A 25,465-nucleotide genomic window follows, 5' to 3' on the forward strand; every position below is an offset into this window, starting at 1 on the left:
TCCCCTCGCCGCCCGCGGCCCCGGCGCTGCCGCCCATCGCGCTCCCGCCCGCGCCCTCCCCGTCCGTTCCGGGTCTGCCGAACCTGCCCGTCGCCGCGCCCGAGGTCGCCCCGCCCGCGCCCGAGGCGCCCGCGGCGGCACCCGCTCCGCCCGCGGCGGCCGCGCCCGCGCCCGCCGCCAAGCCCAACCCGCAGGTCCGCCCGACCAGCGACAACAGCGGTCTGCCCGAGCCGAAGCTGCTGTCGGTCATCGGCGGGCTCATCGCGCTGACCCTGGCGGGCACCGGTTCCGGTGCTGTCAGTTTCCAAGGTGCCGCGGCCGCGCAGGCGCGCGTGAACGCGGCGCGTGCCGAATTCTTCGGCCCGAGGTCGTAAGGGGACGCGACGATGAGCCAGAGCAAGACGCAGAGCACCTCGCGCTCCTACCGGCGGGTCGCGGCGGCCGTCGACGCGGTCTGCGCGGTCGCCGCCGACTACGACGCCACCACCCTCGACGAGGTCGTCGCCTCGATCTCGCGGGAGCGGCAGCGCGAGATCGAGATCACCAGCGCCCAGCTGGGCCCCGGCGTGTGCGGCCAGCGCCGGTTCTATCCCGACCGCGACATCATCGTGCTGGCCGACGCCCTGCCCAGCCGCGACCACACCCTCGCGCACGAACTCGGCCACATCGTCTTCGACCACGAGGGCGCCCCGGCGGAGGAGGTCACGCTCGAGGCCAGTGACGACCTGATCGCCTACATGCTCAGCCAGCGCGCGCACCAGCAGATCGTCGACGACGGCGCCGACGAGCTCGCCGAATGGGAGGCCGAGACCTTCGCGGCGATGCTGATGACCCGGCTGCGCGTGTTCAACAACCGGGGCGCAGGCGTCTCGGTCCTTCGATTCGATGAGGCACTCGGATGACACTCTGGTTGACAGCCCTGCTGGTCTGGGTTGCCGCCGGTGCGCGAGTGGGACGCGTGCTGGTGAAACCCGCGACGACCGCCCGGGTCGCGATCGTGGTCGCGGTGGCCGCGGTCGCCCTGGCCGCGACCGTCGCTATCCCCGACGTGGCGGTCGCGATCGACAACCTGCTGCCCGGCGGCCTGCGTAGCGGGTGGTTGTCCACCGGCATCGTCGACGCGGCGTGGATCACCTTCACCACCGCGACCTCGGTGGTCGCGTCGGCGGCCTGGCCGGTCGTGTCGCGGCGCAACCTGCGCCAGGTCGCGCTGGTGGTGTACGCGATCGGGCTGATCGCGGTCGCGATCACGCTGGCCTGGTCGTTCACCTTCGGCTGGATCGCGACCGCGCTCGGCTGCGTCTTCATCGTCACCACCGGCCTGCGCAACCTCGACTGGACGGCGCTCGGTCGCGGCATCGCCATCTACACCGCCGGCACCGCGCTCGTGGCGGTCCTCGCCGTGGCCAATGCCGGCCGGGCCTTCCAGGGCGCCGCCCCCACTCCGCCCGGCGAGCCGACCTGGGGCTGGCCCGCCTGGGAGATCGCGAGTCTGCTGATCGCCTTCGGTGCGGTGTGGATCGTGGTCGAGCTGTGGACGCGGGCCCGCATCCTGCTGCGCCGGATCCGGCCGCTGCACCGGCTGATGGTCGGGCGGTTCCCGGAAGTCGTGGCGCACGAACAGAACGCGACCTCCACCCAGCTCAAGGCCTCCGACCACGTGGCCCAGGTGATGGACGCGATGTACCTGCTCTCGGGCGGCGGCGTGGTCATCGCGGCGGCCGGGGAACCGCCGCACGCGGTGCCCGAACGCGCGGCGGTGGTGGCCGAGTGGGTGCGAAATCCGTTGGGGGACTTGTTCGTCGACGCGCGTTGGATCGCGCCGCCGCCGGGGGTCAGCCCGCGCGGCTGGGTGCTCGCGATCGCCCGCGCCTTCGAGTCGACCACGGCGGCAGGCGCGGACGCCGCGAAGCCGAGCGCGTCCACACGCGGCTGACCCGGAGGTCCCCGGACACGCGAAAACTCAGGGGCGGTGGATTATCCACCGCCCCTGAGTCGTTCATCGCTCACGTATCCGATGCCCGGGCGAACCCGAGCACCCACCCGGGTGGCAAGGGTTCGCCGCGAGTGGATCCTATTCGGTGCCGTCCGGAGGAACTTCGGGAAGTCCTTCGCTGGCCCGCAATTTCTCCGCCATGGAGGTGAGCAGATTCTGAGATTCTTCGGAGAGGTCGAAAGCCCTGCTCGACAACCGCCGCAGCCCGTACCCCTGCAACTGCGACAGCAGCTCGAGATCGTGATCGATCTTCGCCGCGTAGATGTCGTTGAAGAAGTAGTCGGGCTTGACCTTGAAGAACTTCGCCAGGGCGGCGACCGTCTCGTCGGACGGGTTGGTGCGCTGTCCCGACCGTAACTGCGAGAGGTACGGCTTCGAGATCGGATGCCCGGAGGCAGTTAGCGCAGCCGCAACCTCTGCGTTGGTGTGCGGCTTGCGCCCCGGGGGATGCACGGTTTCGAACAGCTTGTTCAGCCGCGCCGCGAAATCAGCCATTGTGAGCCGCCCAATTCCCTTCACTGTACTAACAGTCGTTATCTCGGATACGTATCATTGATATTAGCGGCTGAGTAACTGAAAACCTACGCCTGATTCAGGATTTCTCTGCGGTTTCCTGAGTGGACCTGCGGGCCGGGGTGACGGCGGTCGCGTTTGCGGGTCGCGCCAACGACTCTTGTGGAGTCCAGGGGGACGGGAGTTCCCGCCCGTCGCGGCGATCTTCCCGTTCCGGCCGGAGATAGCTACAAGATAGCTGATGCCTCATAGGTTATCCGGCCCCCCTGGCTGTGTGGTGTACGACACGTTCCGGGCGCCCTGGGATGAATGTTCAACCAGGGCGCCCGGATTCGGTGGATGCAGCCTACAGGCGCTCGATGATGGTCCCGGTGGCGAGGGCCCCGCCGGCGCACATGAGGATCATGGCGGTGCTGCCTCCCGTGCGCTCGAGCTCGTGCAGGGCGGTGGTGATGAGCCGAGAACCGGTGGAGCCCACCGGATGTCCGAGCGCAATCGCGCCGCCGTTGACATTCACCCGGTCCATGTCGGGCTCGTGGACAGAAGCCCACGAAAGTGCGACCGAGGCGAAGGCCTCGTTGATCTCGAAAAGATCGATATCGGAAATCTTCATTCCGGAGCGCTCGAGCAGCCGGGTGCACGCCTGCACCGGGCCGTCCAGGTGGAACTCGGGCTCGGCGCCGACGACCGCCTGGGTGCGGATGCGGGCGCGTGGCCGCAGGCCGTGGCGGTCGGCGGCGTCGGAGTCCATCAGCAGCACCGCGGCCGCGCCGTCGGAGATCTGCGAGGAGGTGCCCGCGGTGTGCACGCCGCCCTCGAGTACGGGCTTGAGCTTGGCCAGCCCCTCGACGGTGGTGGCCCGCAGGCCCTGGTCCCGGTTGACCTCGACCTTCTCCCCGGTCGGCTTGCCCTCGGCGTCGAGCGCGGGCGCCGACACGGTCAGCACCTCGCGGTCGAAGCGGCCCTCGGCCCACGCGCGCGCCGCGCGTTCCTGGGACCGCACGCCGAAGGCGTCGACGTCGGCGCGGGTGATGCCGCGCCGCTTCGCGATTCGCTCGGCCGCCTCGAACTGGTTGGGCAGGTCGATCGACCACGACGCCGGGCGGCGCGGACCCGCGTCGGTGCCGACGTTCGCACCGAGGGGGACCTGGCTCATCGCCTCGACGCCGCAGGCGATGCCCGCCTCGATCGCGCCGGTGGCGATGAGGCCGGCGATGAGGTGATTGGCCTGCTGGGCCGAGCCGCACTGGGTGTCGATGGTGGTGCAGCCGGTCTGCCAGGGCAGGCCCGCGTGCAGCCAGGCGGTGCGAGTGATGTTGTTGGACTGTGCGCCCGCCTGGGTGACGCAGCCGCCGATGGCCTGCTCGATCAGGGCGGGGTCGAGGCCCGCCCGGTCGAGCAGGCCCTGCTGTGCCAGGCCGAGCAGCTCGGCGGCGTGCAGGCCCGACAGCAGGCCGTTGCGCTTGCCGATCGGCGTACGCACGGCCTCGACGATCACGGGTGTGCCCATAGGTTCTCTCCTTGCAACTGCAACAAGTTCAGTTTCCGGTGCCAGGGGAAACGGCGAGGTTCTTCCCTAGTCGTTACCCCTATGCTTCAATGATTGTAGAACGTGTTTCAGTTTGTCGAAGGAGACATCTGGTGGTAGATCCGCGCACACGGCCGAACCTCCCGGAAGGGTTCGACGTCACCGACCCCGACATCTACGCCGAGCGTGTCCCTGTCGCCGAGTACGCCGAGTTGCGCCGGAGCGCACCGATCTGGTGGAACCCGCAGCCCGTCGAGGTCGGTGGCTTCCACGACGACGGCTTCTGGGTGGTCAGCAAGCATGCCGACGTCAAGGAGGTGTCGCGGCGCAGCGATGTGTTCTCGACCTACGAGAACACCGCGATCCCGCGCTTCAACGACGACATCGAGCGCCAGCAGATCGAACTGCAGCGCCTGGTCCTGCTGAACATGGACGCCCCCGAGCACACCAAGCTCCGCAAGATCATCTCCAAGGGCTTCACCCCGCGCGCCGTCAACGGCCTGCGCGCCGAGCTGTCGGCGCGCGCCGAGCAGATCGTGAAGGCCGCGGCCGAGTCCGGCAGCGGTGACTTCGTCACCCAGGTGGCCTGCGAACTGCCGCTGCAGGCGATCGCCGAACTGATCGGCGTGCCGCAGGAGGACCGGATGAAGGTCTTCCAGTGGTCCAACGAGATGACCGGCTACGACGACCCGGACATCGACATCGACCCGGTCGCGGCGTCCATGGAGATCCTGGGTTACGCCTACCAGATGGCCGAGGCCCGCAAGGCCGACCCGTCCGACGACCTGGTCACCACGCTGATCGAGGCCGACGTCGACGGCGAGCACCTCACGCCCGAGGAGTTCGGCTTTTTCGTCATCCTGCTCGCCGTCGCGGGCAACGAGACCACCCGCAACGCCATCACCCACGGCATGATGGCCTTCCTCGACCACCCCGACCAGTGGGAGCTGTTCAAGAAGGAGCGCCCGGCCACCGCCGTCGACGAGATCATCCGCTGGGCCACCCCGGTCATCTCCTTCCAGCGCACCGCGCTCGAGGACACCGAACTGGGCGGCGTGCAGATCAAGAAGGGCCAGCGCCTCGTCCTGCTCTACCGCTCGGCCAACTTCGACGAAGAGGTCTTCGAGGACCCGGAGAAGTTCGACATCCTGCGCAAGGACAACCAGCACCTGTCCTTCGGCGGCACCGGCGCCCACTACTGCGTCGGCGCCAACCTGGCCCGCCTCGAGGTGGACCTGATCTTCAACGCGATCGCCGATCACCTGCCCGACATCACCGCCCTCGGCGATCCCAAGCGGCTGCGCTCGGGCTGGCTCAACGGCATCAAGGAACTCCCGGTCGACTACAAGGGCGGCTGCCCGGTCAAGCACTAGGCATCGGAGTGACGGCCCCGATCGGCTCAGCCGGTCGGGGCCGTTCCGCTGCGCGCCCCCGACCGGCTCGGACCCTGCCTGCCCGGTTCGACTTTTCCGACCCAGCCACCCGGGGCCGACCCCGAGGAGGCCGGCGAGCGCAGCGAGCGTCGCGGCCGCCCCGACGGCAAGAACCCCGACCCAAGGGGCGAAGCCACGAGGATCGGGGTTCTTGCCGTCGGGGCCCGAAGGGCCGCGACTCGAGCGCGCCAGCGCTCCGGTCACACAGCGCGGGCCGTGGCCATGGCGCGGTCCACTTCCCAGAACGCGCGCAGCGCGGCGATCTTGCCGTCGGCGTCCACCTTGTAGGTGAACACTCCTTCGGCGTCGATGACGTGTCCGCCGAGGGTGGTGCGGATCAGTCCGGTGAAGGCGATCTCCCTGCCGCAGGCGAAGGAGTCGGTGAACAGGAACTCGATGCTCTCGGTGAGCGCGATCGCCTTGTCCCAGAACGCGGCGATCGCCTCGTGCCCGCGGTGGCCGACCCCCTCCGGGTCGAAGCCGGAGGGGCCGACGGGGTCTTCGACGATGCCGTCCTCGGCGAACAGTGCGACCCAGGCCGCCTTGTCCCGCGCCCGGACGGCGGCCTGGGAGGCCAGGCCCGCCGCGCGGGCGGGGTGCTCGACGGTGGTCATGCGCGCACCTCCGCCACCACCGGGTCGGCGATGTACTTCTCGGCGAAGCGGCGCAGCGAGTCCTGCTTGGCGGCGAGCTCGCCGTCGAAGCCGACGCCGTCGGCCAGCCACGGCACCACGATGGCGTCGGTGACGCCCGCGTCGGCCAGATCCTGGTAGCCCTCGCGGCCGAACTTGTCGATGCAGACGGCCTGGATCTCGAAGGGCAGGTCGGACCGTCCGTACTCGGCGCGCAGCCGGTCCAGGGTGGCGATGGTGCCGGTGAGTTCGTCGAACTTCATCATCGCCGAGGTCCAGCCGTCGCCGACGCGGGCCGCGCGCCGCAGCGCCACGTCGGTGTGGCCACCGACGTAGAACGGCACCGGCTCCGACGGCGCCGGGGAGATCTGCAGCGGATCGAAATCGTAGAACTCGCCGTGGAATTCGACCATGCCGCCGGCCAGGACCAGCTTGATGACCTCGATCATCTCGTCGACCCGGGCGCCGCGGCGGGCGTAGGGCACCCCGCACCACTCGAATTCCTCGGGCGCCCAGCCGATGCCGACGCCGAACCCGAACCGGTTGCCCGACAGGTTGGCCACCGAGCCGACCTGGCGGGCGAGCAGCAGTGGATTGCGCGACCCGAGTTTGAGCACGTTGGTGTAGAAGCGCAGGTCGGTGGTGACCGCGGCCATGGTGGCCGCGCCGATCAGCGGGTCGACCCAGGGTGTCTCCGGTCCCCAGAAGCGGCTGCCGTCGGGGGTGTAGGGGTACTTCGCCGCGGCCGACTTCATGTAGAACAGCGAGTCGGGCAGGGCGATCGAGGTGAAGCCGCACTCCTCGGCGGTCTTCGCCAGCGCGGTCAGCTGGTCGAGGGGACTCAGCGCGATGCCGAGGGTGAACTTCATGCCGGTCGCTCGCTGCCGACGACCCACATCGAGAAGTACTGCGAGCCGCCGCCGTAGGCGTGGCCGAGCGCCTTGCGCGCGCCCTCGACCTGGTAGTCGCCGGCCCGCTCCATGACCTGCTTGGCCGCCTCGGCGAAGCGGATCAGGCCGGAGGCGCCGATCGGGTTGGAGGAGAGCACGCCGCCGGACGGGTTGACCGGCAGCCTGCCGCCGATCTCGGTCTCGCCCTTGTCGGTGAGCTTCCAGCCGTCGCCCGGCGCCGCGAAGCCCAGGTTCTCCAGCCACATCGGCTCGAACCAGGAGAAGGGCACGTAGATCTCGGCGACGTCGATCTCCTCGAGGGGATCGGTGATGCCCGCGGCCTTCCACAGCGCCGCCGCGGCGTCGCGGCCCGCCTGCGGGTTGACCTGGTCGCGGCCGGAGAAGGTGGTCGGCTCGGTGCGCATCGCGGTCGCGTGGACCCAGGCCACCTTGCGGCCCTCGGCGGTCACCGCGGCCGCGGCCTCGGCGTCGCCGATGACGACGGCGCAGGCGCCGTCGGAGGACGGGCAGGTCTCGTCGAAACGGATGGGGTCCCACAGCATCTGGGACGCCAGGACCTCCTCGACCGTCTTGCCAGGCTGGTGCAGGTGGGCCAGGGGGTTCTTGGCGCCGTTGCGGCGGTCCTTGGCCGCGACCATCGCGCCGATGTGCCCGGGCGCGTTGGACCGGCGGATGTAGGAGCGCACGTGCGGGGCGAAGTACCCGCCCGCGCCCGCGCCGACCGGCATGGTGAACGGCACCGGGATCGACAGCGCCCACATGGCGTTGGACTCGGACTGTTTCTCCCAGGCGACGGCGAGCACCCGCTTGTGCACGCCCGCCTGGACCAGGTTGGCGGCGACGCAGCCGGTGGAACCGCCGACCGAGCCGGCCGTGTGCACGCGCAGCAGCGGCTTGCCGACCGCGCCGAGGGCGTCGGCGAGGTAGAGCTCGGGCATCATGACGCCCTCGAAGTAGTCGGGCGCCTTGCCGACCACGACGGCGTCGATGTCGGCGATGGTCAGCCCGGCGTCGTCGAGCGCGCGGTCGATCGCCTCACGGCACATCCCGGCCATCGACACATCGCTGCGCTGCGTCACGTGACGAGTCTGGCCGGTGCCGAGGACGGCGGCGGGGAAGCTCTGGCTGTTCATCGTGCCTCCGATTCCAGGACGGCGACCAGGTTCTGCTGCAGGGCGGGGCCGCTGGTCGCGTGCGCCAGCGTCCGCCGCGCCTGCCCGGACATCACGGCGCGGGCCGCGTTGCCGATCCGCTCGAGGCCCGCGGCGAACATCGGGTTCGCCGCCAGCGCGCCGCCGGACGGGTTGACGGTGACCGAGCCGTCGAGCCCGATCGCCTCGGCGAGGATCAGCTGCTGGTGGCTGAACGGCGCGTGCAGCTCGGCCAGTTCGATGCCGCTCCGGTCACCCCGGGTGGCGGCCTCCGCGGCGGCGGCGGCCGAGGGCGCCCTGGTCAGGTCGCGCGCGCCGAGGGCGCCGGAGTCGATGTTGTGCGCGATGCCGGTGATCCACGCCGGACGCTCGCACAGTTCCCTGGCCCGGTCGCCCACGGCCAGCACGATCGCGGCGGCGCCGTCGGTGATGGGCGCGATGTCGTGTGCCCGCAGCGGGTCGGCCACATACGGTGTGGCGAGCAGGGATTCGATGTCGCCGCCGGCGACGGCGGCCATGTCGCGTTCGGTCCAGCGGCCCGCGTCCAGCCCGGCCCTGGCCTGCAGACCCGCCACCGACACCGCGTCCGGCCACAGCGGCCCGACCAGGTACGGATCGAGCTGCATGGTCAGCACCTGGTGCAGGTTGCCCGCCGACGCCTTGCCGAAGCCGTAGACCAGCGCGGTCTGCGCCTGGCCCGACAGCAGTTTCACCCACGCCTCGTACAGCGCCCAGGCGGCGTCCATCTCGACGTGCGATTCGTTGATCGGCGGCACCGCGCCGATGGCGTCGATGGCGGAGATGAACGAGAACGCGCGGCCCGCGAGGAAGTCCGACGAGCCCGAGCACCAGAAGTCGATGTCGGCCTTGGTGATGCCGAGGTCGTCGTAGAGCTGACGGAAACACGGGACGAGCATCTCGACACCGTTGGTGGTGCCGAAGGTCTCGGGAACGTGCGGTGCGTGGGCGAAGCCCACCACCGCGATCTCGGGTGTGGTCAAGGCTGCCTCTCTACAGGTGCTGCCGGTAGGTGTCGTACTCGGCGTCGGGCTCGCCCGATGGACGGAAGTGGTCGACGTTCTCCAGGCCGTGGCCCCACTCCTCGCGGGGTTTCCACACGGCCTCGACCCGCATGCCCATGCGGACCTCGCTCGCGTCGCAGCCCAGCACCAGGTGCAGGACCGGGATGTCGGCGCCGTCGAGCAGGATGTAGGCGGCCACGTAGGGCGGCTTGATCCGCTGGCCGAGGAACGGCACGTTGACGATGCAGAAGGTGGTGACGGTGCCGCGGTCGGACAGTTCGACCACCTCGTCGGTGGGGGTGCCGTCGGTCGGGTTGGCGCCGCGCGGCGGGAAGTAGACGCGGTCGCCGGGGCGGGAGCGTCCGCCGAGCAGCTTGCCCTCGGCCAGGCCGCGCAGGTAGACGGTCTCCTGCGGGGAGGCGGTGTGCTTGTAGGACAGGTCGACCGGCGTCGTCAGGATCTCGACGGGTTCGGTCGCGTCCTGCGGTGTGGCGGGCACGGCGGTGTCGCCGGGCTCGAAGCAGGCGATGTCCTGGATGCGGCCGGTGCGCTCGGCGGCCCACCGCACCCGGACCCGCAGGCCGGTGTGGATGTCCTGTGGCGAGGTCACGTCGACCGCGTGCAGGAGGGTGGTGTCGGCGCCGTCGAGCTGGACGAACGCCCACGCGAAGGGCCGGTCGAACGGCTGGCCGGGCAGCGGCTGTGGCACCCAGGTCCAGGACCTGACGGTGCCGACGGCGGCCACCTCGACGAGCTCTCCGATCGGCGCGGCGGTCTGCGGGTCGAACTCCGGCGGCGGCACCAGCACGCGCTCGTCACTGCCGCGGGCGCCGAGAATCCGGCCCTCGCGCAGTCCGGCCAGAAAGGCGCCGATGATCGGGCCGACGGATCTGGTGTAGTCGAATCGCACCCGCAGGGGTGCGCTCAATACTTCCACTGCGGTATTCCCCTGGGTCACGATATCGAGTAGAACAGGTTCTTATTCTGCTGGCAAGGATTTGCCGGAAAGGGCGCCGATCATGAAATTCGGACTTCAGCTGGGGTACTGGGGCGCGCAGCCCCCACAGGGCGTGGGTGAGCTGGTCCGCGCCGCCGAGGACGTGGGCTTCGACGCCGTGTTCGCGGCCGAGTCGTGGGGGTCGGACGCCTTCGCCCCGCTGGCCTGGTGGGGCTCGGCCACCGAGCGGGTCCGCCTCGGGACGTCGGTCGCGCAGATGTCGGCGCGCACCCCGGCCGCGACCGCCATGCACGCGCTCACCCTCGATCACCTCAGCAACGGCCGCGCCGTGCTCGGGCTCGGCGTGTCCGGCCCGCAGGTGGTGGAGGGCTGGTACGGGCAGCCGTTCGCGCGGCCGCTCGCGCGCACCCGCCAGTACGTCGACATCATCCGTCAGGTGCTGGCCCGCGAGGCCCCCGTGACCTCCGACGGCCCGCACTACCGGCTGCCCTACGACGGTCCCGGCGCGACCGGTCTCGGCAAGCCGCTCAAGCCGATCGTGCATCCGCGACGCGCCGACCTGCCCATCTGGCTGGGCGCGGAGGGTCCGAAGAACGTCGCGCTGACCGCGGAGATCGCCGACGGCTGGCTCGCGATCTACTACGCGCCCCGCCTGGCCGGCATGTACAACGAGTGGCTCGACGAGGGCTTCGCCCGGGCGGGCGCGCGGCGGAGCAGGGCCGATTTCGAGATCGCGGCCAGCGCGCAGGTCATCGTGACCGACGACCCCGCGCCCGAGCTCGAGCGGATGCGCTGGGTGTCGGCGCTCTACATCGGCGGCATGGGCGCCCCCGAGCTGAACTTCCACGCCCAGGTCTACCGGCGCATGGGCTACGGCGCCGAGGTCGACGAGATCTCGGCCCTGTTCCAGGCGGGCCGCAAGGCCGAGGCCGCCGCGGCGGTGCCCGACGAGCTGATCTTCGACACCGCGATCATCGGCGACGAGGCGCACGTGCGCGGCCGGCTGAAGGAATGGGAGGCCGCCGGCGTGACGATGATGCTGATCTCGGTGGCCGACGTCGAGCAGCTGCGCCGCGTCGCCCCTCTTGTAGAACGGTAGAACACGTTCTAAATTCGATGGGGTGAGCAGCCAGCAGAGCCCCACCAAAGTCGGCGAAGTCCTCGGCCTGTGGAATATCGCAGCCGCCGAGCCCGACCGGATCGCCGTGGTCGATCCGGACGGCCGCGAAGTCACCTACCGAGAATTGGCCGTGCTGGCCAATCGATATGCCAACGGATTGCGTGGCATCGGCCTACAGACCGGCGACGCGCTGGTCAGCATGGTGCACAACTGTGTCGAGGCCATCGCCGCGTACTTCGCCGCCTACCAGTCGGGGTTCTACATCGTCGCGGTCAACTGGCACCTGACCGCGCCGGAGATCGCCTACATCCTCGAAGACAGTGGCGCCAAGGCGTTCATCGCCAGCGAGCGGTTCGCCGAGACCGCCGCCGCGGCGGCCGAGGCGGCGGGGCTGCCCGAGGACGCGCGGTTCTCGGTCGGCGCCGTCCCCGGCTTCCGGCCCGCCTCCTGGCTCGGCGCCGCCGACACCGGCCGCCCGGCCGAGCGCTCCATCGGCGCGCCGATGCTCTACACCTCGGGAACCACCGGGCGCCCCAAGGGTGTTCGCCGCCCGCTGACCGGCGCCGACCCCGACGTCGTCCCGCAGCCCAACAAGTCGTTCTTCGCGCTCTTCGACCTCGCGCCCTACGACGATCACGTGCACATCTGCGGTTCCCCGCTGTACCACACGGCCGTGCTCAACTTCGCGACCATCTCCATCCAGATGGGTCACAAGCTGGTGCTCATGGACCGCTGGGGCGCCGAGGACATGCTCGCGCTCATCGAGCGGCACAAGGTCACCCACAGCCACATGGTGCCCACCCAGTTCCACCGCCTGCTCGCCCTGCCCGAGGACGTGCGCGCCCGCTACGACGTGAGCTCGCTGCGCAGCATGGTGCACGGCGCCGCGCCCTGCCCCGCCCAGACCAAGCGCGCCATGCTCGAGTGGTGGGGCCCCGTGGTCACCGAGTACTACGCGGCGACCGAGGGCGGCGGCACCGTCATCAACGGCGCCGACTGGCTGCGCAAGCCGGGCTCGGTCGGCAGGGCCTGGCCGTGGTCGGTCATCAAGGTCCTCGATGAGACCGACGGCTCCGAGCTGCCGCCCGGCAAGGAGGGCCTGGTCTACATGAAGATGGGCGCCTCCAGCTTCGAATACCACCACGACAAGGCCAAGACCGACGACGCCCGCGTCGGCGACCTCTTCACCGTCGGCGACATCGGCTACCTCGACGAGGACGGCTTCCTGTTCCTCTGCGACCGGCGCTCGGACCTCATCCTCTCCGGCGGCGTCAACATCTACCCGGCCGAGATCGAGGGGGTGCTCATCGGCCACCCGAAGGTCGCCGACGTCGCGGTCCTCGGCGTGCCCGACCCCGACTGGGGCCAGCAGGTGAAGGCGTTCGTCCAGCCCGTCGAGGGCACCACCGGCGACGAGGCGCTGACCGAGGAACTGCTCGCCTACGCCGCCGAGCAGCTCGCCAAGTACAAGCTGCCCCGCAGCGTCGAGTACCGCACCGAACTTCCCCGCGATCCGAACGGCAAGCTCTACAAGCGCAAGCTGCTCTGAGAAAACGGCACGGGGCGGGACCGCGAACATCGGTCCCGCCCCGTGCCGTGTTCGGTCGGTCAGACCGCCTCGCGCAGCTCCGGGGCGAGACCGAAGAGGGGGAACAGCCTGTCGGTGTCGAGGAAGAAGTTCAGGCCCGCGATGGTGGGGCCGTCCAGCTCCAGGATGGTGATCGACCACGGCACCCAGACGCCGGGCTGCTCGGCGTGCGGCTTGTAGTGGCCGAAAGCCGGTGCGCCGTTGGCGCCTTCGAGCGGGACGAGCCGGGAATCGCGGCAGGCGCTTCCGGTCCCCAGCATGAACGCGGCGACGTTCTCCGGGCCGGAGATCCACAGATCGAACGGCGGCATGGACAGCGCCACATCGGTTTTCAGGAGCGTCGTGAGCGCGTCCATGTCGTAGGCCTCGAACGCGGCCACGAAATCGTCGACCAGCTTGCGCTGCCCGGGATCGGTCTCGTCGAAACGGTCGGCGACCGTCGGCGTCACCTTCGACATGGTGGCCCGCGCCCGCTGCAGGGCGCTGTTCACCGAGGCGGGCGACATCGTCAGCGCCTCGGCGGTCTCGCTCGCGGAGAAGCGCAGCACCTCGCGCATGATCAGGATGGCCCGCTGCGTGGCAGGCAGGTGCTGGCAGGCCGCGACGAAGGCGAGGCGCAGCGTGTCCTTGGTGCTGGCGTGCTCGGCCGGGTCGGCGCCGAAGGCCAGCGCGTTCGGGATCGGCTCGATCCAGACGTAGTCCGGCTGCGGCGCGGGCAGCGGGGAATCCGGCCTGCCCGGCCCGTTCAGGTCCATCGGTCTGGCGCGGCTCTGCGGCCGGTCGAGCATGTCGAGACAGATGTTCGTCGTGATCTTGTACAGCCACGAACGCAGGCTGGCCCGCCCCTCGAACGAGTCGTAGGACCGCCAGGCTCGCGTGAACGTCTCCTGCACCGCGTCCTCGGCCTCGAACGAGGAGCCGAGCATGCGGTAGGCGTACGCGCACAGCTCCCGGCGGTGCGTCTCGAATTCGGCGAGGACCTCCCGATCGGGGCCGGTGGCGGTGCTGGCGTCGCTCATGAAGCTCACGATGCCACAGGGCACCGACAGGCGGGAGGGCGATTTCTCGCATCGCCGCGATGAATCGCCGGCGACCGTCCCGTCTACATCAGCGAGACCGGCACACGGCTACCGAAAAGGACTCGCAACCATGAGCAGCAAGATGATCTTCGTCAATCTTCCCGTCGCCGACCTGGACCGTTCCAAGTCCTTCTACGAGACGCTGGGCTGGAAGGTGAACGAGGACTTCACCGACGGCAACGCGGCCTGCATCGTCGTCGACGACAACATCTGCCTGATGCTGCTGACCCACGAGTTCTTCAGCACCTTCACCCAGCGTCCGATCGGTGACTCGCAGGCCAACAGCTATGCCGGGTACGCCCTGTCGCTGGGCAGCGCGGCCGAGGTCGACCAGCTGACCGACGCCGCCGTCGCCGCGGGCGGCACCGAATGGGTCAACCCCGACAAGCGGAGCCAGGAGGCCGAGGTCGGCATGCACGGGCGCACCTTCCTCGACCCGGACGGCCACCAGTGGGAGCCCTTCTTCATGAAGGTGTGACGGCTCGCTCTTCCGGAGGGCGGCCCGGTCCCGGGCCGCCCGGACTCAGGAGCCGGTGAAAGTGGGCTTGCGCTTTTCCGCGAAGGCTTTCGGGCCCTCTTTGGCGTCGGCGGACTTGAAGACCTCGGCGCCCAGTTCGGCGTCGATCTTGAACGCCTCGTTCTCGTGCAGTCCCTCGGTGTCGCGCAGGGTGCGCAGGATGGCCTGGACGGCCAGCGGGCCGTTGGCGGCGATGCTCGCGGCGATTTCGAGTGCCTTGTCCAGGGCGGTGCCGTCGGGCACGACGTGACCGATCAGGCCGATCTCCTTGGCCTCGGCCGCCTTGATGTGGCGGCCGGTCAGCAGGATGTCGGCGGCGACGGTGTACGGGATCTGGCGGGCCAGGCGCACCGCCGAGCCGCCCAGCGGGAACAGGCCCCAGCGGGCCTCGGACACGCCGAATTTCGCGCTCTCGCCGGCCACCCGGATGTCGGTGCCCTGCAGGATCTCGGTGCCGCCCGCGATGGCCGGTCCCTCGACGGCGGCGATGAGCGGCTTGGTCAGGCGGCGGCCCTTGAGCAGGGCGTCGATGCGCGAGAGGTCCCAGCCGCCGCCCGCGAAGGAGTCGCCTGGGTGCTGGGTCGTCATCGCCTTGAGGTCGGCGCCCGCGCAGAACGCGCCGCCCGCGCCGGTCAGGATCGCCACGCGGATGTCGGGATCGCTGTCCACCTGGTCCCAGGCGTCTCGCATGATCGCCATCATCTCGCCGGACAGGGCGTTGCGCGCCTCCGGGCGGTTCATGGTCACGATCAGCACGTGGTCGCGCTTCTCGACGAGGCAGTGCGGCATGGGGCATCTCCTGGAGTCTCGGGTCCCGGCTGAGAGGGTCAGTTCGAGAATCCCTTGTCAGAAACAGTAACACGTTCTATTTTTGTGATTGTGAGCTACAACATAGCCGATCTCGTCGAACATGCCGTCGACCTCATGCCCGACCGGATCGCGCTGGTCGGCGAACACCGCGAGTCGACCTTTGCCCAACTCGAGCAGCGCGCCAACCAGCTGGCGCACTACCTGCAAGAACAGGGCGTGCGCCCCGGTGACAAGGTGGGTATCTACTCCCGCAACACAGTCGAAGCCGTCGAAGCGATGGTCGCGATCTTCAAGGCGCGGGCGGTGATGATCAACGTCAACTACCGCTACGTCGAGAACGAGTTACTGCACATCTTCGAGAACTCGGACATGGTCGCGCTGATCCACGAGCGCCGCTACACCGACAAGGTCACCGCGGTCCGCGACAAGGTGCCGGGGCTGACGACGGTGCTCGTGGTCGAGGACGGCACCGACGTGCCGACCGCGCCCGGTACCGCCGAATACGAGGCGGCGCTGGCCGCTTCCTCGCCCGAGCGCGACTTCGGCGAGCGTTCGCCCGACGACCTGTACATGCTCTACACCGGCGGCACCACCGGCCTGCCCAAGGGCGTCATGTGGCGCCAGGAGGACGTCTGGCGCGTGCTCGGCGCCGGCATCAACTTCGTCACCGGCGAGTACGTCAAGGACGAGTGGGAGCTGGCCAAGGTCGGCGCGGCCAACCCGCAGATGGTGCGCTTCCCGATCCCGCCGATGATCCACGGCGGCTCGCAGTGGGCCACCTTCCACAGCCTCTTCGGCGGCGGCAAGGCCGTGATGATCCCCGAGTTCAGCGGGCACACCGTCTGGCAGATGGTGGACAAGCACGGCATCAACCTGATCTTCATCACCGGCGACGCCATGGCCCGCCCGATGCTGGACGCGCTGGAGGAGGGCAACCCGGAAACCGGCGAGCCCTACGACCTCTCGACGCTCTACGTGCTGGCCAGCAGCGCCGCGCTGTTCTCCCCGCCGCTCAAGGACAAGTTCCTCGAGGTCCTGCCGAACCGGATGATCTCCGACTCCATCGGCTCCTCGGAGACCGGCTTCGGCGGCCTGTCGGTCGTCGCCAAGGGCGCCAACCACACCGGCGGCCCGCGCGTGAAGATCGACGCCGCCACCCAGGTGCTCGACGAGAACGGCGTGCCGGTCGAGCCGGGGTCCGGCGTGGTCGGCATGCTGGCCCGCAGCGGTCACATCCCGCTGGGCTACTACAAGGACGAGGTGAAGACCGCGGCGACCTTCAAGGAGTTCGACGGCGTCCGCTACGCCATCCCGGGCGACTACGCCCGCGTGGAGGAGGACGGCTCGGTCACGATGCTCGGCCGCGGTTCGGTCAGCATCAACAGCGGCGGCGAGAAGATCTTCCCCGAGGAGGTCGAGGGCGCCCTCAAGGCCCACCCGGACATCTTCGACGCCCTGGTCGTCGGCGTCCCCGACGAACGCTGGGGCCAGCGCGTCGTCGCCGTCGTCCAGACCCGTGACGGCGCCCGGCCGACGCTGGCCGACCTGCGCCCGGTGCTCACCCAGGAGATCGCCTCCTACAAGCAGCCCCGCAGCCTGTGGTTCGTCGAGGAGATCAAGCGCTCGCCCGCAGGCAAGCCCGACTACCGCTGGGCCAAGGAACAGACCGAGGCCCGCCCCGCCGACGAGGTGGGCGAGGTGGGCGTGGCCTAGCCCGCCGCCCGTCCGACAGGCCCGCCGGTCCGCCGACGGGCCTGCCCGCGTCGGGCGGGGACACGACGCGGATCGGCTGGTCAGCGGGGTCCCGAGGGCGGACAATACGGGATACCGCAGGGTTCGCCGATCCGCCGAGGAGGCCGCAGTGGGGCACCCGATCGAGCACGTCCCCGCCGAGCCCGCGGGCCCGGCGCGTCCCCTCACCGCCGCCGCGCGCCACGTCTACAAGGCCACGCTCGTGCCGATCGCGACCGGCGGGCGGGCCGAGCGCGGCGACGCCGTCCTCAAACAGCGCACGATCGACCGGCTCGCGCTGACGCCCGGCGAGACCGACGCGGTGCTCGACCACCTGCGCGCGGGCGTACGTCGGGTCGAGGGGCCGCGGGTGTCGGACGACACGGCGGCGGTCCTGCGCGCGTTCGAGGACCCGGCCGTGCCCGCCTTCCGGCCCGTGGCCGCCGACGTCGGCTCGATCCCCGCGAGCGAACTGGCCACCTTCGGCGCCGCGCTGGTGGCCGTCCGGACCGCCGCGCTCGCCGGGGGCCCGCAGCAGCTGCGCGCGGGTCGGCCCGAAGGACAGCGCGGCGACGGCGTCCTCGAGCTGCGCGTGAACGACGCCGTCGCGGCGATGCGCGGATTCGCGGTCAACCGGGCCGTCGACCCCATCGGCATGCTCAACCTGGAGCGGCTCGAGATGTCGCCCGCCGGGATCGAGCGCGGCGAACTGGTCGGCACGATCCCCCTCGCCCCGGGCGAGCGCACCGCGGTGACCCACAAGGAATGGTCGGTGGTGTCCTCGGAATTCACCACCATCGTCACCGACTCGCTCGAGGACTACAGCGAGACCGGCGTGACCGAGACGACCGAGCTGGCCCAGTCGACGACCTCGCAGGCCCAGCACGGCAACCAGTTCAACATCACCGGCACCGTGCAGGGCGGTATCCCCATCATCTCCGGCTCGACCACCACGTCCTTCGGCGGCCAGGACGCGTCCTCCGCCTCCGCGACCGAGTCGACCCGGCACGCCTCCGAGATCACCGGCAAGGCGTCGTCGCGCTCGCGCACCGAACACAAGACCACCATCTCCACCAAGACCGAGACCGGCACGGAGGAGACCTCGACGCGGATGCTGGAGAACACCGGCGCCGACCCGGTCCGCGTCGACTACTTCAGCCTGCTGCGCACCTGGGACGTCCGGCTCTACCGCTACGGGCTGCGCCTCACCTACGACCTGGTCGTGCCCGAGCCGGCGGCCGCGATGCGTCAGTCGTATGCCCAGCTCGAATGGCTGCGCGGGCGGCTGGCACCGTTCCGCTTCGAGGTGACCCAGAGCAAGGTCACCCGGGCGAACTACCAGGCGCTGGCGGACCAGTGGGGGACCACCGTCCCGCCCTACCCCGCCGACCCGCCGGTGCTCACGCCGAGCGGGTCGCGGCCCAGCGGCGGCGGGTGGTACTTCCTCGACCTCGAATTCGACGTCCCGCCGGGCGCGGTGGTGACCGAGATCTTCGTCGACACCCAGATCGGGGCCCAGCCGGGCAAGGGCATCAACTTCGAGGTCAAGGGCGCGCGTCTCGGCGCCAACTGGTCCGGCATCGGGACGGCGCTGATCCTGCGCCAGGAACTGCTGGTCGACGACGACGGCACGCCGTTCCTGCGCGGGGCGACCGGCCATCAGAAGGTCACCGTCTTCACCCACGGCGCCCAGGAGGTGTGGGTCGGCTTCACCGTGCGCACGGCGTGGACCGGCGAGACCCTCGAACGCTGGCGCAACGCGGTCTGGGAGGCGCTGCACACCGCCGCGCAGACCCGCTACTACGCGGAACAGACCGACATCGCGGGCCGGATCCGCGAACTGGAGGAGCGGCTCGCCGGGGTGGACACGCTGACCCTCCGGCGGGAGGAGAACGACGAGATCATGAAGGCGGTCCTGCAGTTCTTCGTGGGCAACGGGTTCCACTTCATGCCCGAGGCGGTCGCGCTGTTCTTCCGGATGCGCGGGGTCGACGTCACGCACGGGACGGCCTTCGACGGGACGGCCGACCCGGTGCGCGGGACCGCCGTGCAGTGGGCGCCCGTCCGCGAGTACGAGGACATCGTCCGGTTCGTCAACCAGGCGATCGAGTGGGAGAACGTGGTCACCTTCCTCTACTCCTACTTCTGGGATCTCCCCGAGAGCTGGAACTTCGTCCGCTCCCTGACGCATCCGGACAAGACGCGGCAGGCGTTCCTGCGCGCGGGCAGCGCTCGGGTCGTCCTGACCGTCCGCAAGGGCTGGGAGACCGCGTGGGTGCGGTTCGTCCAGGACGGCGTCATCGGTGGTGGCGGGGGCGGCAACGACTCGCCGTACCTGACCATCGCGCGCGAGATCGCCGCCTACGACGACCGCAACTATCCCGGCATCGCCCCCGCCAACCCCGCGCGCCGGGCGGTGCGCCTCGCCGACGCGGTGTACACGACCTCGTCCGCCGTCGTCGCGCCCGGCGCCGAGGTCATCGAGGTCGAAGCCACCGACCGCTTCGTCGTCGGGCTGCCGGTGGTGATCGACACGGCCGACGCCCGCGGTGTCCAGGAAGCGCCGACGGTGACCGCGATCGTCGACGACACCCACCTGGCGGTCACCGCGCTGCGCTTCGGCCACGACGGCCTCACCGAACCGTTCCCCGTGCTGCAACCCGGCGCGCGCGGCGCGCTGATCGCCGAATGGCGCGAGTACACGCCCAGTTCCGGCATCGACATCGCCATGACCTCGAACCTGACGACGATCGTCTGAGGGGCCGACATGGCGTGTGGCGAGATCGCCTGGTGGCGCGCGCCGGACGTGGCACAGATGATGCTGCGGTACGGCGAGGTCGAACACCTGGTCATCCAGTTCAACTTCTGCTGCCAGGCGTGGCGCGGTCCCCGTGCCGAGTACTCGATCCCGCACGCGGCCAAGTCGGCGCGTACCCAGCCGTATCGGCCGCCGATCAGGACCGATCCGACCGGCTACGCCGATCTGGTGTGCCTGGAGACGCATCAGATCTGGGAGATCAAGCCGAAGCGCCTGGCTCCCGCCGCGGCCGCGGAGGCGGGCTGGTACGTGAACCGGGCCCGGCTGTCCTGCGGGTCGGCCTGGGAGCTGGGCACGACCTTCAGCGTGCTCCGCTGGTATCGGAAACCGGACGTGGTGTTCCGGGCGCAGGCCCCCGGCGTCGACGCGGAGCTGCACGCGTGGCAGGGGGCGCCCGGCGCGGTGCTCTACGAATGGGTGATCAACGGAGTCCCGGTGCCGGTCCTCGAGCCGGGGCTGGCCCGCGACCTGCGCGGTGCGATCCTGTTCCAGTTCTACCCCGAGCACGCCGTGCCTGCCCTGCTCGCCCGCGGCGGTCAGGCCCCGCGCTACCTGCGGCCCGAGGTGGGCCGGGGCGACTGCCTTCCCGAGCTCGCCGATCACGCCGCCACCCTGACCGCGGCGATCGTCGCCGCGGGCGCGCCTGCGGTGCCGGAGTATCGCGCGGTGGCCCTGCTGGTGGACGAGGCGTTCTACGAGGCCCTCGTCGGGCCGCGCCTCGTCCGGGAGCGGATGGCCACGATGGCGGTTCCCGTCACCGGGTCCGGCCGGGCGGCGGTGGAGTACGCGCGGAAGCTGACCGACCTCGTCGCCGAGGTGGTCAGGCTGCTGGCGCCGATGGTCGCCGCGGGCGCGATCGTGCTGACCGGCGCCGTCGCGGTGGGTGCGCTGACCGCCTCGCCCACGCCGGCGCCCGTCAAGGTCGTCGGCCTCGCCGCCGCGGGCGGGGCGGTGCTGGTCACCCTGGAGACCGCCGCGAAGGCCGCGCCGCCGCCGACCGGTCTGGCGGGCACCCTGAGCTCCTCGCTGGCCGCGCAGCCGACGGCGCTGCGGATGGCGAGCGGCGGCACCCTGGTGGTGTTCGGCGTGCCCCGTGGCGGTGCGGACGGGTCGACCACGCCGACCACGCTGGCGGCGATCGTCCCGAAATACGTCGTGCTGGACCGCAGGCAGACGGAGTCCGCGCGGCCGGGCGGGTCGGTGACCGTCGAGGGCGCCACCTGGTACATCGCGGCGCTCGCCCGTCCCCGGCCCGATGCGGGCCCGTGAGGCTCCGGGCTCAGCGGTAGTCGAGTTCGGCGAGGCGGTGCGCGAGACCGTTGCGGACCGGGGGGAGGGAGGTGAGCAGGCGCAGGGCCGTGTTGCGGACGGCGCGGGCGGGGCGGTTGCCGAGAGTGGCCATGCGGGTCATGCGGTCGGTGAAGGCGACGACCTCGAGGGCGACCGGCCTGCGGTCGGCCTCGTAGGTGTCCAGCAGGGCGTCCGGCGCGCCCGCCACGACCCGGGCGAGGAGGCGGCCGAGTAGCGCCGCGTCCTGGATGCCGGTGTTCATGCCCTGGCCGCCCGCGGGGCTGTGCACGTGGGCGGCGTCGCCCGCCAGGAGGACGCGGCCCACGCGGTAGGTGTCGGCGACGCGGTGATGGACGCGGAAGCGCGAACTCCACAGCAGCTCGGTGACCGTCACCTCGCCCGCGGGACCGCGGGCGGCGAGCAGCGCCTGGATCTCCTCGTGGGTGGGATGCTCGGGCGCGGAGTCCACGGTGGCGACGACACGGTAGCGGTCCGCGCCGACCGCGGGCAGCGGCGCCACGACGGTGACGCCCTCGGGGGAGAGGTGCAGCGAGACCTCCTCGCGCGAGCGCGGCCAGGCCATGTGGACGTCGGCGAGGACGAAGGAGGCGGGGTAGGTGTCGCCGGAGAAGCCGATGCCCGCGTGGTCGCGCACCGTGCTGTGCATGCCGTCGGCGCCGATGACATAGGCGGCCCGCAGGCGGCCCGCCGTGCCGTCGGGACCGGTGCATTCGACGGTGACGCCGCCGTTCTCCTGCCGCAGCCCGGTGACCGTGACGGGCCGGTGCACCCGCCCGCCCGCGCGGTGCAGGCGGTCGAGCAGGACCTCCTCGGTGACGTTCTGCGGGACCATCAGCGTGAACGGGAACGCGGTCGGCAGCTCGCCGAACTCGACCGTGGCCACCGTCTTCGGGCCGTCGTGCACGGTGAAGGTCGGCACCTCGAGCCCGCGCTCGCACAGCTCGCCCGCGACGCCGATCTCGTCGAGGACCTCCAGCGTGCGCGCGTGGACCACGGCCGCGCGGGACGTGTTGGCGCCCTCGGCGAGCCGGTCGACGACGACGGTGTCCACGCCCGCCTCGGCCAGCACGATCGCGGCGGTGAGACCGGCCGGGCCCGCGCCCGCGACGAGGACGGACGTGTGAGCGGGAAGGGGTGCGGCGGTCATCGGGACTCCTAGGTCAACATCTGTTTGCCAACGCCTGTTGGCTTCCATGGTGACGCCCGTGGCCGACAAAAGTCAACAGTTGTTGGCATATGCTGGTTCCCATGCCCGACCCGCAGAACCCGCCGCGCCGCTCCGACCGCACCCGCGCGGCCATCCTCACCGCGGCCAGGAACCGGTTCGCCGCCGACGGCTACGGCGGGACCACGATCCGCGCGGTCGCCGCCGACGCCGGGATCGACCCCTCGATGGTCATGCGCTACTTCGGCAGCAAGGACGGCCTCTTCGCCGCCGCGCTCGATCTCGACCTCGACCTGCCCGACCTCGCGGCCGCCGATCCGGACGCCCTCGGCGACGTGCTGATCCGCCGCTTCCTCGCGATCTGGGAGGACGGCGACAACACCGTCCTGCTGATCCTGCTGCGCTCCTCGATCACCGACGACGCGGTCGCCGACCGCTTCCGGCGGATCTTCGCCGAGCAGGTCCTGCCCGCCGTGCTGCGCGTCGGCGACCCCGCCGACGCCGAACGCCGCGGCGGCCTGATCGTCACCCAGCTCCTCGGGCTCGCGCTGTGCCGCTACGTGCTGCGCCTGCCGCCGGTCGTCGACCTGACCCCGCACCGGATCGTCACCGACATCGGGCCCGTCCTGCAGGGATACCTGACCTCCCGGCCCACCTGAGCCCGGACGCAGACCGCCCGGCACGGTCGAGGTCGACCGTGCCGGGCGGTTGCGCCGGCGGGACCGGGGTCAGCCGGCCAGCAGGGAGCCGAGCGCGCGCAGGTGGTCCGGCGCGGCGCCGAGGGCGAATTCCTGGTGCTTGGCGGCGGTGAAGTAGTTGTGGACGATGTGGTCGCGGTCGATGCCGAGGCCGCCGTGCACGTGGACGATGGTGTGCGCGACCCGGTGCCCGGCGTCGGCCGCCCAGAATTTGGCGATGTGCACCGACTCGGCGGCGGGCAGGTTCTCGGCCAGGCGCCACGCGGCCTGGGTGACGGTCAGGCGCAGGCCCTGGATGTCGATGTAGGCGTCGGCCAGGCGCTGGGCCACCGACTGGAACGAGCCGATCGCCTTGCCGAACTGCTCGCGGGTGCGGCCGTGCTCGGCGGTCAGGTCGAGGGCGCGTTCCAGGGTGCCCAGCTGCAACGCGCTCAGGCCGAGCCAGCCGCGCAGTCGCAGCCAGTCGAGGATCTCCGCACCCCGGTCGACCGTGCCGACGAGTTCGGCGGGGGCGCCGGCGAAGGTGACCTCGAACTCGGGGGACAGGTCGACCACCTGCTGGGCCGTGCGGCGCACCGAGTCCTGATCGGGGTCGACGAGGAACACCGCGACGCCGCCGGACGTGCGGGCGGGCACGAGGATCCGCTCGGCGCGATCGGCGTAGGGCACGGTGGTCGCGGCGCCCGTGAGCGTCCAGCCCTCGCCGGTGCCGACGGCTTCGACGGCGGGTTCGTCGGTGACCGAGCGTAGTTCGGCGCTCAGGGCCACGGTCAGCACGGCCTCGCCCGCGCCAGCGCGGGCGGCCAGCGCCCGCTGGTCGGCGTCGCCGAACGCGGCGAGCGCCCCCGCGCCGAGCGCGATCGACCACAGGTAGGGGACGGCGGCCACGACGCGGCCGAGCTCGCGCAGCACCGCGGCCTGTTCCTGCGGGCCGAAGGCGCTGCCGCCGAGGTCCTCCGGGAGCGCGGCGGCCAGCACGCCGGTCTCGGCGAGGGCCTTCCACAGCTGCTCGTCGAAGCGGCCCGCCGAGTCGAGTTCGCGGAGCCGGTCGGCGGTGACGAGTTTGCCGCAGACCTCGGCGGTCAGCCGGGCCAGATCGTTCTGGGCTTCGGTGGGTGTGAAATCCATGGGGGTTTACCGGCTTTCTGGATCAGCGGGCGGCCGCGGGCTGGCGCAGGGCGGTCATGGCGATGATGTCGCGCTGCACCTCGTTGGTGCCGCCGCCGAAGGTGAGGATCAGGGCGGCGCGGTGCATGCGCTCGAGCCGGCCCGCCAGCAGGGAGCCGGGGGAGTCCTGGCGCAGGTAGGCCTGCGGGCCGAGAACCTCCATGAGCAGCCGGTAGGCCTCGGTGGCCAGTTCGGTGCCGTAGACCTTGCAGGTCGAGGCGTCCCAGGGGCGCGGGGCGGCGTCGCCGCCCGCGTCGGCCCGGCTGGCGATCTCCCAGTTCAGCAGCTTGAGGTATTCGACCTTGGCCTGCACCCGGGCCAGGTTCAGCCGGACCCATTCCTGGTCGATCACCCGGCCGCCGCCGGGCAGTTCGGTCTCGCGCGCCCAGGACACGGTCTGGTCGAGGGCGACCGTGAGCGGGCCCGCCGAGGTCAGGGCGACGCGCTCGTGGTTGAGCTGGTTGGTGATCAGCGACCAGCCGCCGTGCTCGGGGCCGACCAGCGCCGAGGTGGGGACCCGCACGTCCTGGTAGTAGGTGGCCGAGGTGTCCGGTCCGGCCATGGTGTGCACGGGCGTCCAGGAGAAGCCTTCGGCCGTGGTCGGCACCACCAGCATGCTGATGCCCTTGTGCTTCTTGGCGGCCGGATCGGTGCGCACGGCCAGCCAGATGTAGTCGGCGTAGGCGATGAGGCTGGTCCACATCTTCTGGCCGTTGATGACGTAGGAGTCGCCATCGCGGACCGCCGAGGTGCGCAGCGAGGCCAGGTCGGTGCCCGCGCCGGGCTCGGAGTAGCCGATGGCGAAGTGCAGTTCGCCCGCGGCGATCCTGGGCAGGAAGAACTTCTTCTGCTCCTCGGTGCCGTAGTGCATGATCGTCGGCGCGACGGAGTTGATGGTCAGGAACGGCACCGGGGCGCCCGCGATGGCGGCCTCGTCGGTGAAGATCAGCTGATCCATCGTGGAGCGGTCCTGGCCGCCGTATTCTTTCGGCCAGCCCAGCGCGAGCCAGCCGTCGCGGCCCATCTCGCGCACCACTTCGCGGTAGACGTCGCCGGAGCCGTACTCGCCGGTCTGCGCGCGCAGTGCCGCCCGTCGCTCGGGAGTGATCAGCCGTGTGAAGTATTCGCGCAGCTCGGCGCGCAACTCCTGCTGCTCGGGCGTGTACGCGACGCGCATGGGGATTACCTCGACATCTCGCGGGAAATTTCGGACCCGGCGGCGCCGAGTCGGGACACCGCCTGAAACCGATGATTGCATATCGACTGAAACATGTTCCAGTATTAGACCGGATCGGGTGGCCGCCCTTCGCGCGGCCG

At 70.8% G+C, this 25,465-nt stretch carries 22 protein-coding genes and 1 pseudogene; 11 read left to right on the top strand and 12 right to left on the bottom strand.

All coding sequences use genetic code 11. From position 1 onward, the window contains the following. From ON36_RS02565 to ON36_RS02575, 3 genes and pseudogenes are all read left to right on the top strand, one after another. Nucleotides 1-374 (top strand): annotated as a pseudogene (locus ON36_RS02565) (cell surface protein); the annotation flags it as partial. A 12-nt stretch (nucleotides 375-386) separates the two neighbouring features. Next, entirely contained in the window at nucleotides 387-902 is a 516-nt protein-coding gene (locus tag ON36_RS02570; RefSeq protein ID WP_043647330.1) for an ImmA/IrrE family metallo-endopeptidase, read from the top strand. Continuing rightward, on the top strand, nucleotides 899-1,936 hold the full coding sequence (locus ON36_RS02575; protein WP_043647332.1) for a hypothetical protein: 1,038 nt from the start codon (nucleotides 899-901) through the stop codon (nucleotides 1,934-1,936). Before ON36_RS02570 ends, ON36_RS02575 begins: the two co-directional genes overlap by 4 nt. 138 nt (nucleotides 1,937-2,074) lie before the next feature. Here ON36_RS02575 and ON36_RS02580 read toward each other — a convergent pair whose 3' ends face one another. Further along, nucleotides 2,075-2,491 carry a helix-turn-helix domain-containing protein gene (locus ON36_RS02580; protein ID WP_014348820.1) on the bottom strand — a complete coding sequence of 139 codons (417 nt, stop codon included), beginning with the start codon at nucleotides 2,489-2,491 and terminating at the stop codon, nucleotides 2,075-2,077. A gap of 364 nt (nucleotides 2,492-2,855) precedes the next feature. Further along, nucleotides 2,856-4,019, bottom strand: coding sequence for a steroid 3-ketoacyl-CoA thiolase (locus ON36_RS02585; RefSeq protein WP_043647335.1), 1,164 nt, complete (start codon nucleotides 4,017-4,019; stop codon nucleotides 2,856-2,858). 89 nt (nucleotides 4,020-4,108) lie between these two features. On the opposite strand from ON36_RS02585, the gene ON36_RS02590 reads away from it, so the two are divergent. Next, complete coding sequence (locus ON36_RS02590) at nucleotides 4,109-5,410, top strand: cytochrome P450 (protein ID WP_052313580.1); 1,302 nt, start codon at nucleotides 4,109-4,111, stop codon at nucleotides 5,408-5,410. A gap of 260 nt (nucleotides 5,411-5,670) precedes the next feature. On the opposite strand, the gene ON36_RS02595 is transcribed toward ON36_RS02590, so the two are convergent. From ON36_RS02595 to ON36_RS02615, 5 genes are read right to left on the bottom strand one after another with little or no spacing between them, the layout of a single operon-like run. Next, a complete protein-coding gene (locus ON36_RS02595; RefSeq protein WP_043647339.1) occupies nucleotides 5,671-6,084 on the bottom strand; it encodes a nuclear transport factor 2 family protein in 414 nt (137 codons plus the stop codon). Further along, nucleotides 6,081-6,971 (bottom strand): TIGR03619 family F420-dependent LLM class oxidoreductase, encoded by an 891-nt coding sequence (locus tag ON36_RS02600; protein WP_043647341.1) that lies wholly within the window; start codon nucleotides 6,969-6,971, stop codon nucleotides 6,081-6,083. Before ON36_RS02600 ends, ON36_RS02595 begins: the two co-directional genes overlap by 4 nt. Next, a complete protein-coding gene (locus ON36_RS02605) occupies nucleotides 6,968-8,146 on the bottom strand; it encodes a thiolase family protein (RefSeq protein ID WP_043647343.1) in 1,179 nt (392 codons plus the stop codon). The genes ON36_RS02600 and ON36_RS02605 overlap by 4 nt, the downstream gene beginning before the upstream one ends. Then, on the bottom strand, nucleotides 8,143-9,165 hold the full coding sequence (locus ON36_RS02610; protein ID WP_043647345.1) for a thiolase family protein: 1,023 nt from the start codon (nucleotides 9,163-9,165) through the stop codon (nucleotides 8,143-8,145). Before ON36_RS02610 ends, ON36_RS02605 begins: the two co-directional genes overlap by 4 nt. A gap of 10 nt (nucleotides 9,166-9,175) precedes the next feature. After that, nucleotides 9,176-10,144 carry a Zn-ribbon domain-containing OB-fold protein gene (locus ON36_RS02615; RefSeq protein ID WP_043647347.1) on the bottom strand — a complete coding sequence of 323 codons (969 nt, stop codon included), beginning with the start codon at nucleotides 10,142-10,144 and terminating at the stop codon, nucleotides 9,176-9,178. 61 nt (nucleotides 10,145-10,205) lie between these two features. Here ON36_RS02615 and ON36_RS02620 point away from each other — a divergent pair, with 61 nt between their 5' ends. Both ON36_RS02620 and ON36_RS02625 read left to right on the top strand, forming a co-directional pair. Beyond that, nucleotides 10,206-11,243, top strand: coding sequence for an LLM class F420-dependent oxidoreductase (locus ON36_RS02620; protein ID WP_043647349.1), 1,038 nt, complete (start codon nucleotides 10,206-10,208; stop codon nucleotides 11,241-11,243). Between the two features lie 22 nt (nucleotides 11,244-11,265). Further along, nucleotides 11,266-12,813 (top strand): acyl-CoA synthetase, encoded by a 1,548-nt coding sequence (locus ON36_RS02625; protein ID WP_052313581.1) that lies wholly within the window; start codon nucleotides 11,266-11,268, stop codon nucleotides 12,811-12,813. A gap of 59 nt (nucleotides 12,814-12,872) precedes the next feature. Here the strand turns inward: ON36_RS02625 and ON36_RS02630 are convergent, their stop codons facing one another. Then, a complete protein-coding gene (locus tag ON36_RS02630) occupies nucleotides 12,873-13,871 on the bottom strand; it encodes a sigma-70 family RNA polymerase sigma factor (RefSeq protein WP_043647351.1) in 999 nt (332 codons plus the stop codon). Between the two features lie 130 nt (nucleotides 13,872-14,001). On the opposite strand from ON36_RS02630, the gene ON36_RS02635 reads away from it, so the two are divergent. After that, nucleotides 14,002-14,409 (top strand): VOC family protein, encoded by a 408-nt coding sequence (locus ON36_RS02635; protein ID WP_043647352.1) that lies wholly within the window; start codon nucleotides 14,002-14,004, stop codon nucleotides 14,407-14,409. A gap of 45 nt (nucleotides 14,410-14,454) precedes the next feature. On the opposite strand, the gene ON36_RS02640 is transcribed toward ON36_RS02635, so the two are convergent. Next, nucleotides 14,455-15,237: a crotonase/enoyl-CoA hydratase family protein gene (locus ON36_RS02640; protein ID WP_043647353.1), complete on the bottom strand. Its 783-nt coding sequence runs from the start codon at nucleotides 15,235-15,237 to the stop codon at nucleotides 14,455-14,457. 90 nt (nucleotides 15,238-15,327) lie between these two features. Between ON36_RS02640 and ON36_RS02645 the strand changes: the two genes are divergently transcribed. The 3 genes from ON36_RS02645 to ON36_RS02655 all read left to right on the top strand — a co-directional run bounded on the left by ON36_RS02645 (nucleotide 15,328) and on the right by ON36_RS02655 (nucleotide 21,076). Further along, nucleotides 15,328-16,971, top strand: coding sequence for an acyl-CoA synthetase (locus ON36_RS02645; protein WP_043647355.1), 1,644 nt, complete (start codon nucleotides 15,328-15,330; stop codon nucleotides 16,969-16,971). 148 nt (nucleotides 16,972-17,119) lie between these two features. Beyond that, nucleotides 17,120-19,747 (top strand): hypothetical protein, encoded by a 2,628-nt coding sequence (locus ON36_RS02650; RefSeq protein WP_083884866.1) that lies wholly within the window; start codon nucleotides 17,120-17,122, stop codon nucleotides 19,745-19,747. A 9-nt stretch (nucleotides 19,748-19,756) separates the two neighbouring features. Continuing rightward, nucleotides 19,757-21,076 (top strand): TrbL/VirB6 family protein, encoded by a 1,320-nt coding sequence (locus tag ON36_RS02655; RefSeq protein ID WP_043647357.1) that lies wholly within the window; start codon nucleotides 19,757-19,759, stop codon nucleotides 21,074-21,076. Between the two features lie 10 nt (nucleotides 21,077-21,086). Here ON36_RS02655 and ON36_RS02660 read toward each other — a convergent pair whose 3' ends face one another. After that, nucleotides 21,087-22,265 carry an FAD-dependent oxidoreductase gene (locus tag ON36_RS02660; RefSeq protein WP_043647358.1) on the bottom strand — a complete coding sequence of 393 codons (1,179 nt, stop codon included), beginning with the start codon at nucleotides 22,263-22,265 and terminating at the stop codon, nucleotides 21,087-21,089. A 101-nt stretch (nucleotides 22,266-22,366) separates the two neighbouring features. Here ON36_RS02660 and ON36_RS02665 point away from each other — a divergent pair, with 101 nt between their 5' ends. Then, nucleotides 22,367-22,942, top strand: coding sequence for a TetR/AcrR family transcriptional regulator (locus tag ON36_RS02665; RefSeq protein WP_083884871.1), 576 nt, complete (start codon nucleotides 22,367-22,369; stop codon nucleotides 22,940-22,942). A gap of 69 nt (nucleotides 22,943-23,011) precedes the next feature. On the opposite strand, the gene ON36_RS02670 is transcribed toward ON36_RS02665, so the two are convergent. Next, the gene (locus ON36_RS02670) at nucleotides 23,012-24,109 is read right to left on the bottom strand and encodes an acyl-CoA dehydrogenase family protein (RefSeq protein WP_043647361.1); all 1,098 of its coding nucleotides are present in this window, start codon (nucleotides 24,107-24,109) and stop codon (nucleotides 23,012-23,014) included. 22 nt (nucleotides 24,110-24,131) lie between these two features. Next, nucleotides 24,132-25,325 carry an acyl-CoA dehydrogenase family protein gene (locus tag ON36_RS02675; RefSeq protein ID WP_043647362.1) on the bottom strand — a complete coding sequence of 398 codons (1,194 nt, stop codon included), beginning with the start codon at nucleotides 25,323-25,325 and terminating at the stop codon, nucleotides 24,132-24,134. Between the last annotated feature and the right edge of the window lie 140 nt (nucleotides 25,326-25,465).

This window comes from Nocardia thailandica NBRC 100428 (genome assembly GCF_000308795.1).
Lineage (GTDB): Bacteria > Actinomycetota > Actinomycetes > Mycobacteriales > Mycobacteriaceae > Nocardia > Nocardia thailandica.

What these genes read in the sequence shown, in the direction of transcription:
- ON36_RS02655 (WP_043647357.1), top strand. Translation starts at nt 19,757, where the DNA reads ATGGCGTGTGGCGAGATCGCCTGGTGGCGCGCGCCGGACGTGGCACAG.
- ON36_RS02580 (WP_014348820.1), bottom strand. Translation starts at nt 2,491, where the DNA reads ATGGCTGATTTCGCGGCGCGGCTGAACAAGCTGTTCGAAACCGTGCAT.
- ON36_RS02660 (WP_043647358.1), bottom strand. Translation starts at nt 22,265, where the DNA reads ATGACCGCCGCACCCCTTCCCGCTCACACGTCCGTCCTCGTCGCGGGC.
- ON36_RS02675 (WP_043647362.1), bottom strand. Translation starts at nt 25,325, where the DNA reads ATGCGCGTCGCGTACACGCCCGAGCAGCAGGAGTTGCGCGCCGAGCTG.
- ON36_RS02670 (WP_043647361.1), bottom strand. Translation starts at nt 24,109, where the DNA reads ATGGATTTCACACCCACCGAAGCCCAGAACGATCTGGCCCGGCTGACC.
- ON36_RS02620 (WP_043647349.1), top strand. Translation starts at nt 10,206, where the DNA reads ATGAAATTCGGACTTCAGCTGGGGTACTGGGGCGCGCAGCCCCCACAG.
- ON36_RS02595 (WP_043647339.1), bottom strand. Translation starts at nt 6,084, where the DNA reads ATGACCACCGTCGAGCACCCCGCCCGCGCGGCGGGCCTGGCCTCCCAG.
- ON36_RS02635 (WP_043647352.1), top strand. Translation starts at nt 14,002, where the DNA reads ATGAGCAGCAAGATGATCTTCGTCAATCTTCCCGTCGCCGACCTGGAC.
- ON36_RS02590 (WP_052313580.1), top strand. Translation starts at nt 4,109, where the DNA reads ATGATTGTAGAACGTGTTTCAGTTTGTCGAAGGAGACATCTGGTGGTA.
- ON36_RS02570 (WP_043647330.1), top strand. Translation starts at nt 387, where the DNA reads ATGAGCCAGAGCAAGACGCAGAGCACCTCGCGCTCCTACCGGCGGGTC.
- ON36_RS02585 (WP_043647335.1), bottom strand. Translation starts at nt 4,019, where the DNA reads ATGGGCACACCCGTGATCGTCGAGGCCGTGCGTACGCCGATCGGCAAG.
- ON36_RS02575 (WP_043647332.1), top strand. Translation starts at nt 899, where the DNA reads ATGACACTCTGGTTGACAGCCCTGCTGGTCTGGGTTGCCGCCGGTGCG.
- ON36_RS02630 (WP_043647351.1), bottom strand. Translation starts at nt 13,871, where the DNA reads ATGAGCGACGCCAGCACCGCCACCGGCCCCGATCGGGAGGTCCTCGCC.
- ON36_RS02600 (WP_043647341.1), bottom strand. Translation starts at nt 6,971, where the DNA reads ATGAAGTTCACCCTCGGCATCGCGCTGAGTCCCCTCGACCAGCTGACC.
- ON36_RS02605 (WP_043647343.1), bottom strand. Translation starts at nt 8,146, where the DNA reads ATGAACAGCCAGAGCTTCCCCGCCGCCGTCCTCGGCACCGGCCAGACT.
- ON36_RS02665 (WP_083884871.1), top strand. Translation starts at nt 22,367, where the DNA reads ATGCCCGACCCGCAGAACCCGCCGCGCCGCTCCGACCGCACCCGCGCG.
- ON36_RS02640 (WP_043647353.1), bottom strand. Translation starts at nt 15,237, where the DNA reads ATGCCGCACTGCCTCGTCGAGAAGCGCGACCACGTGCTGATCGTGACC.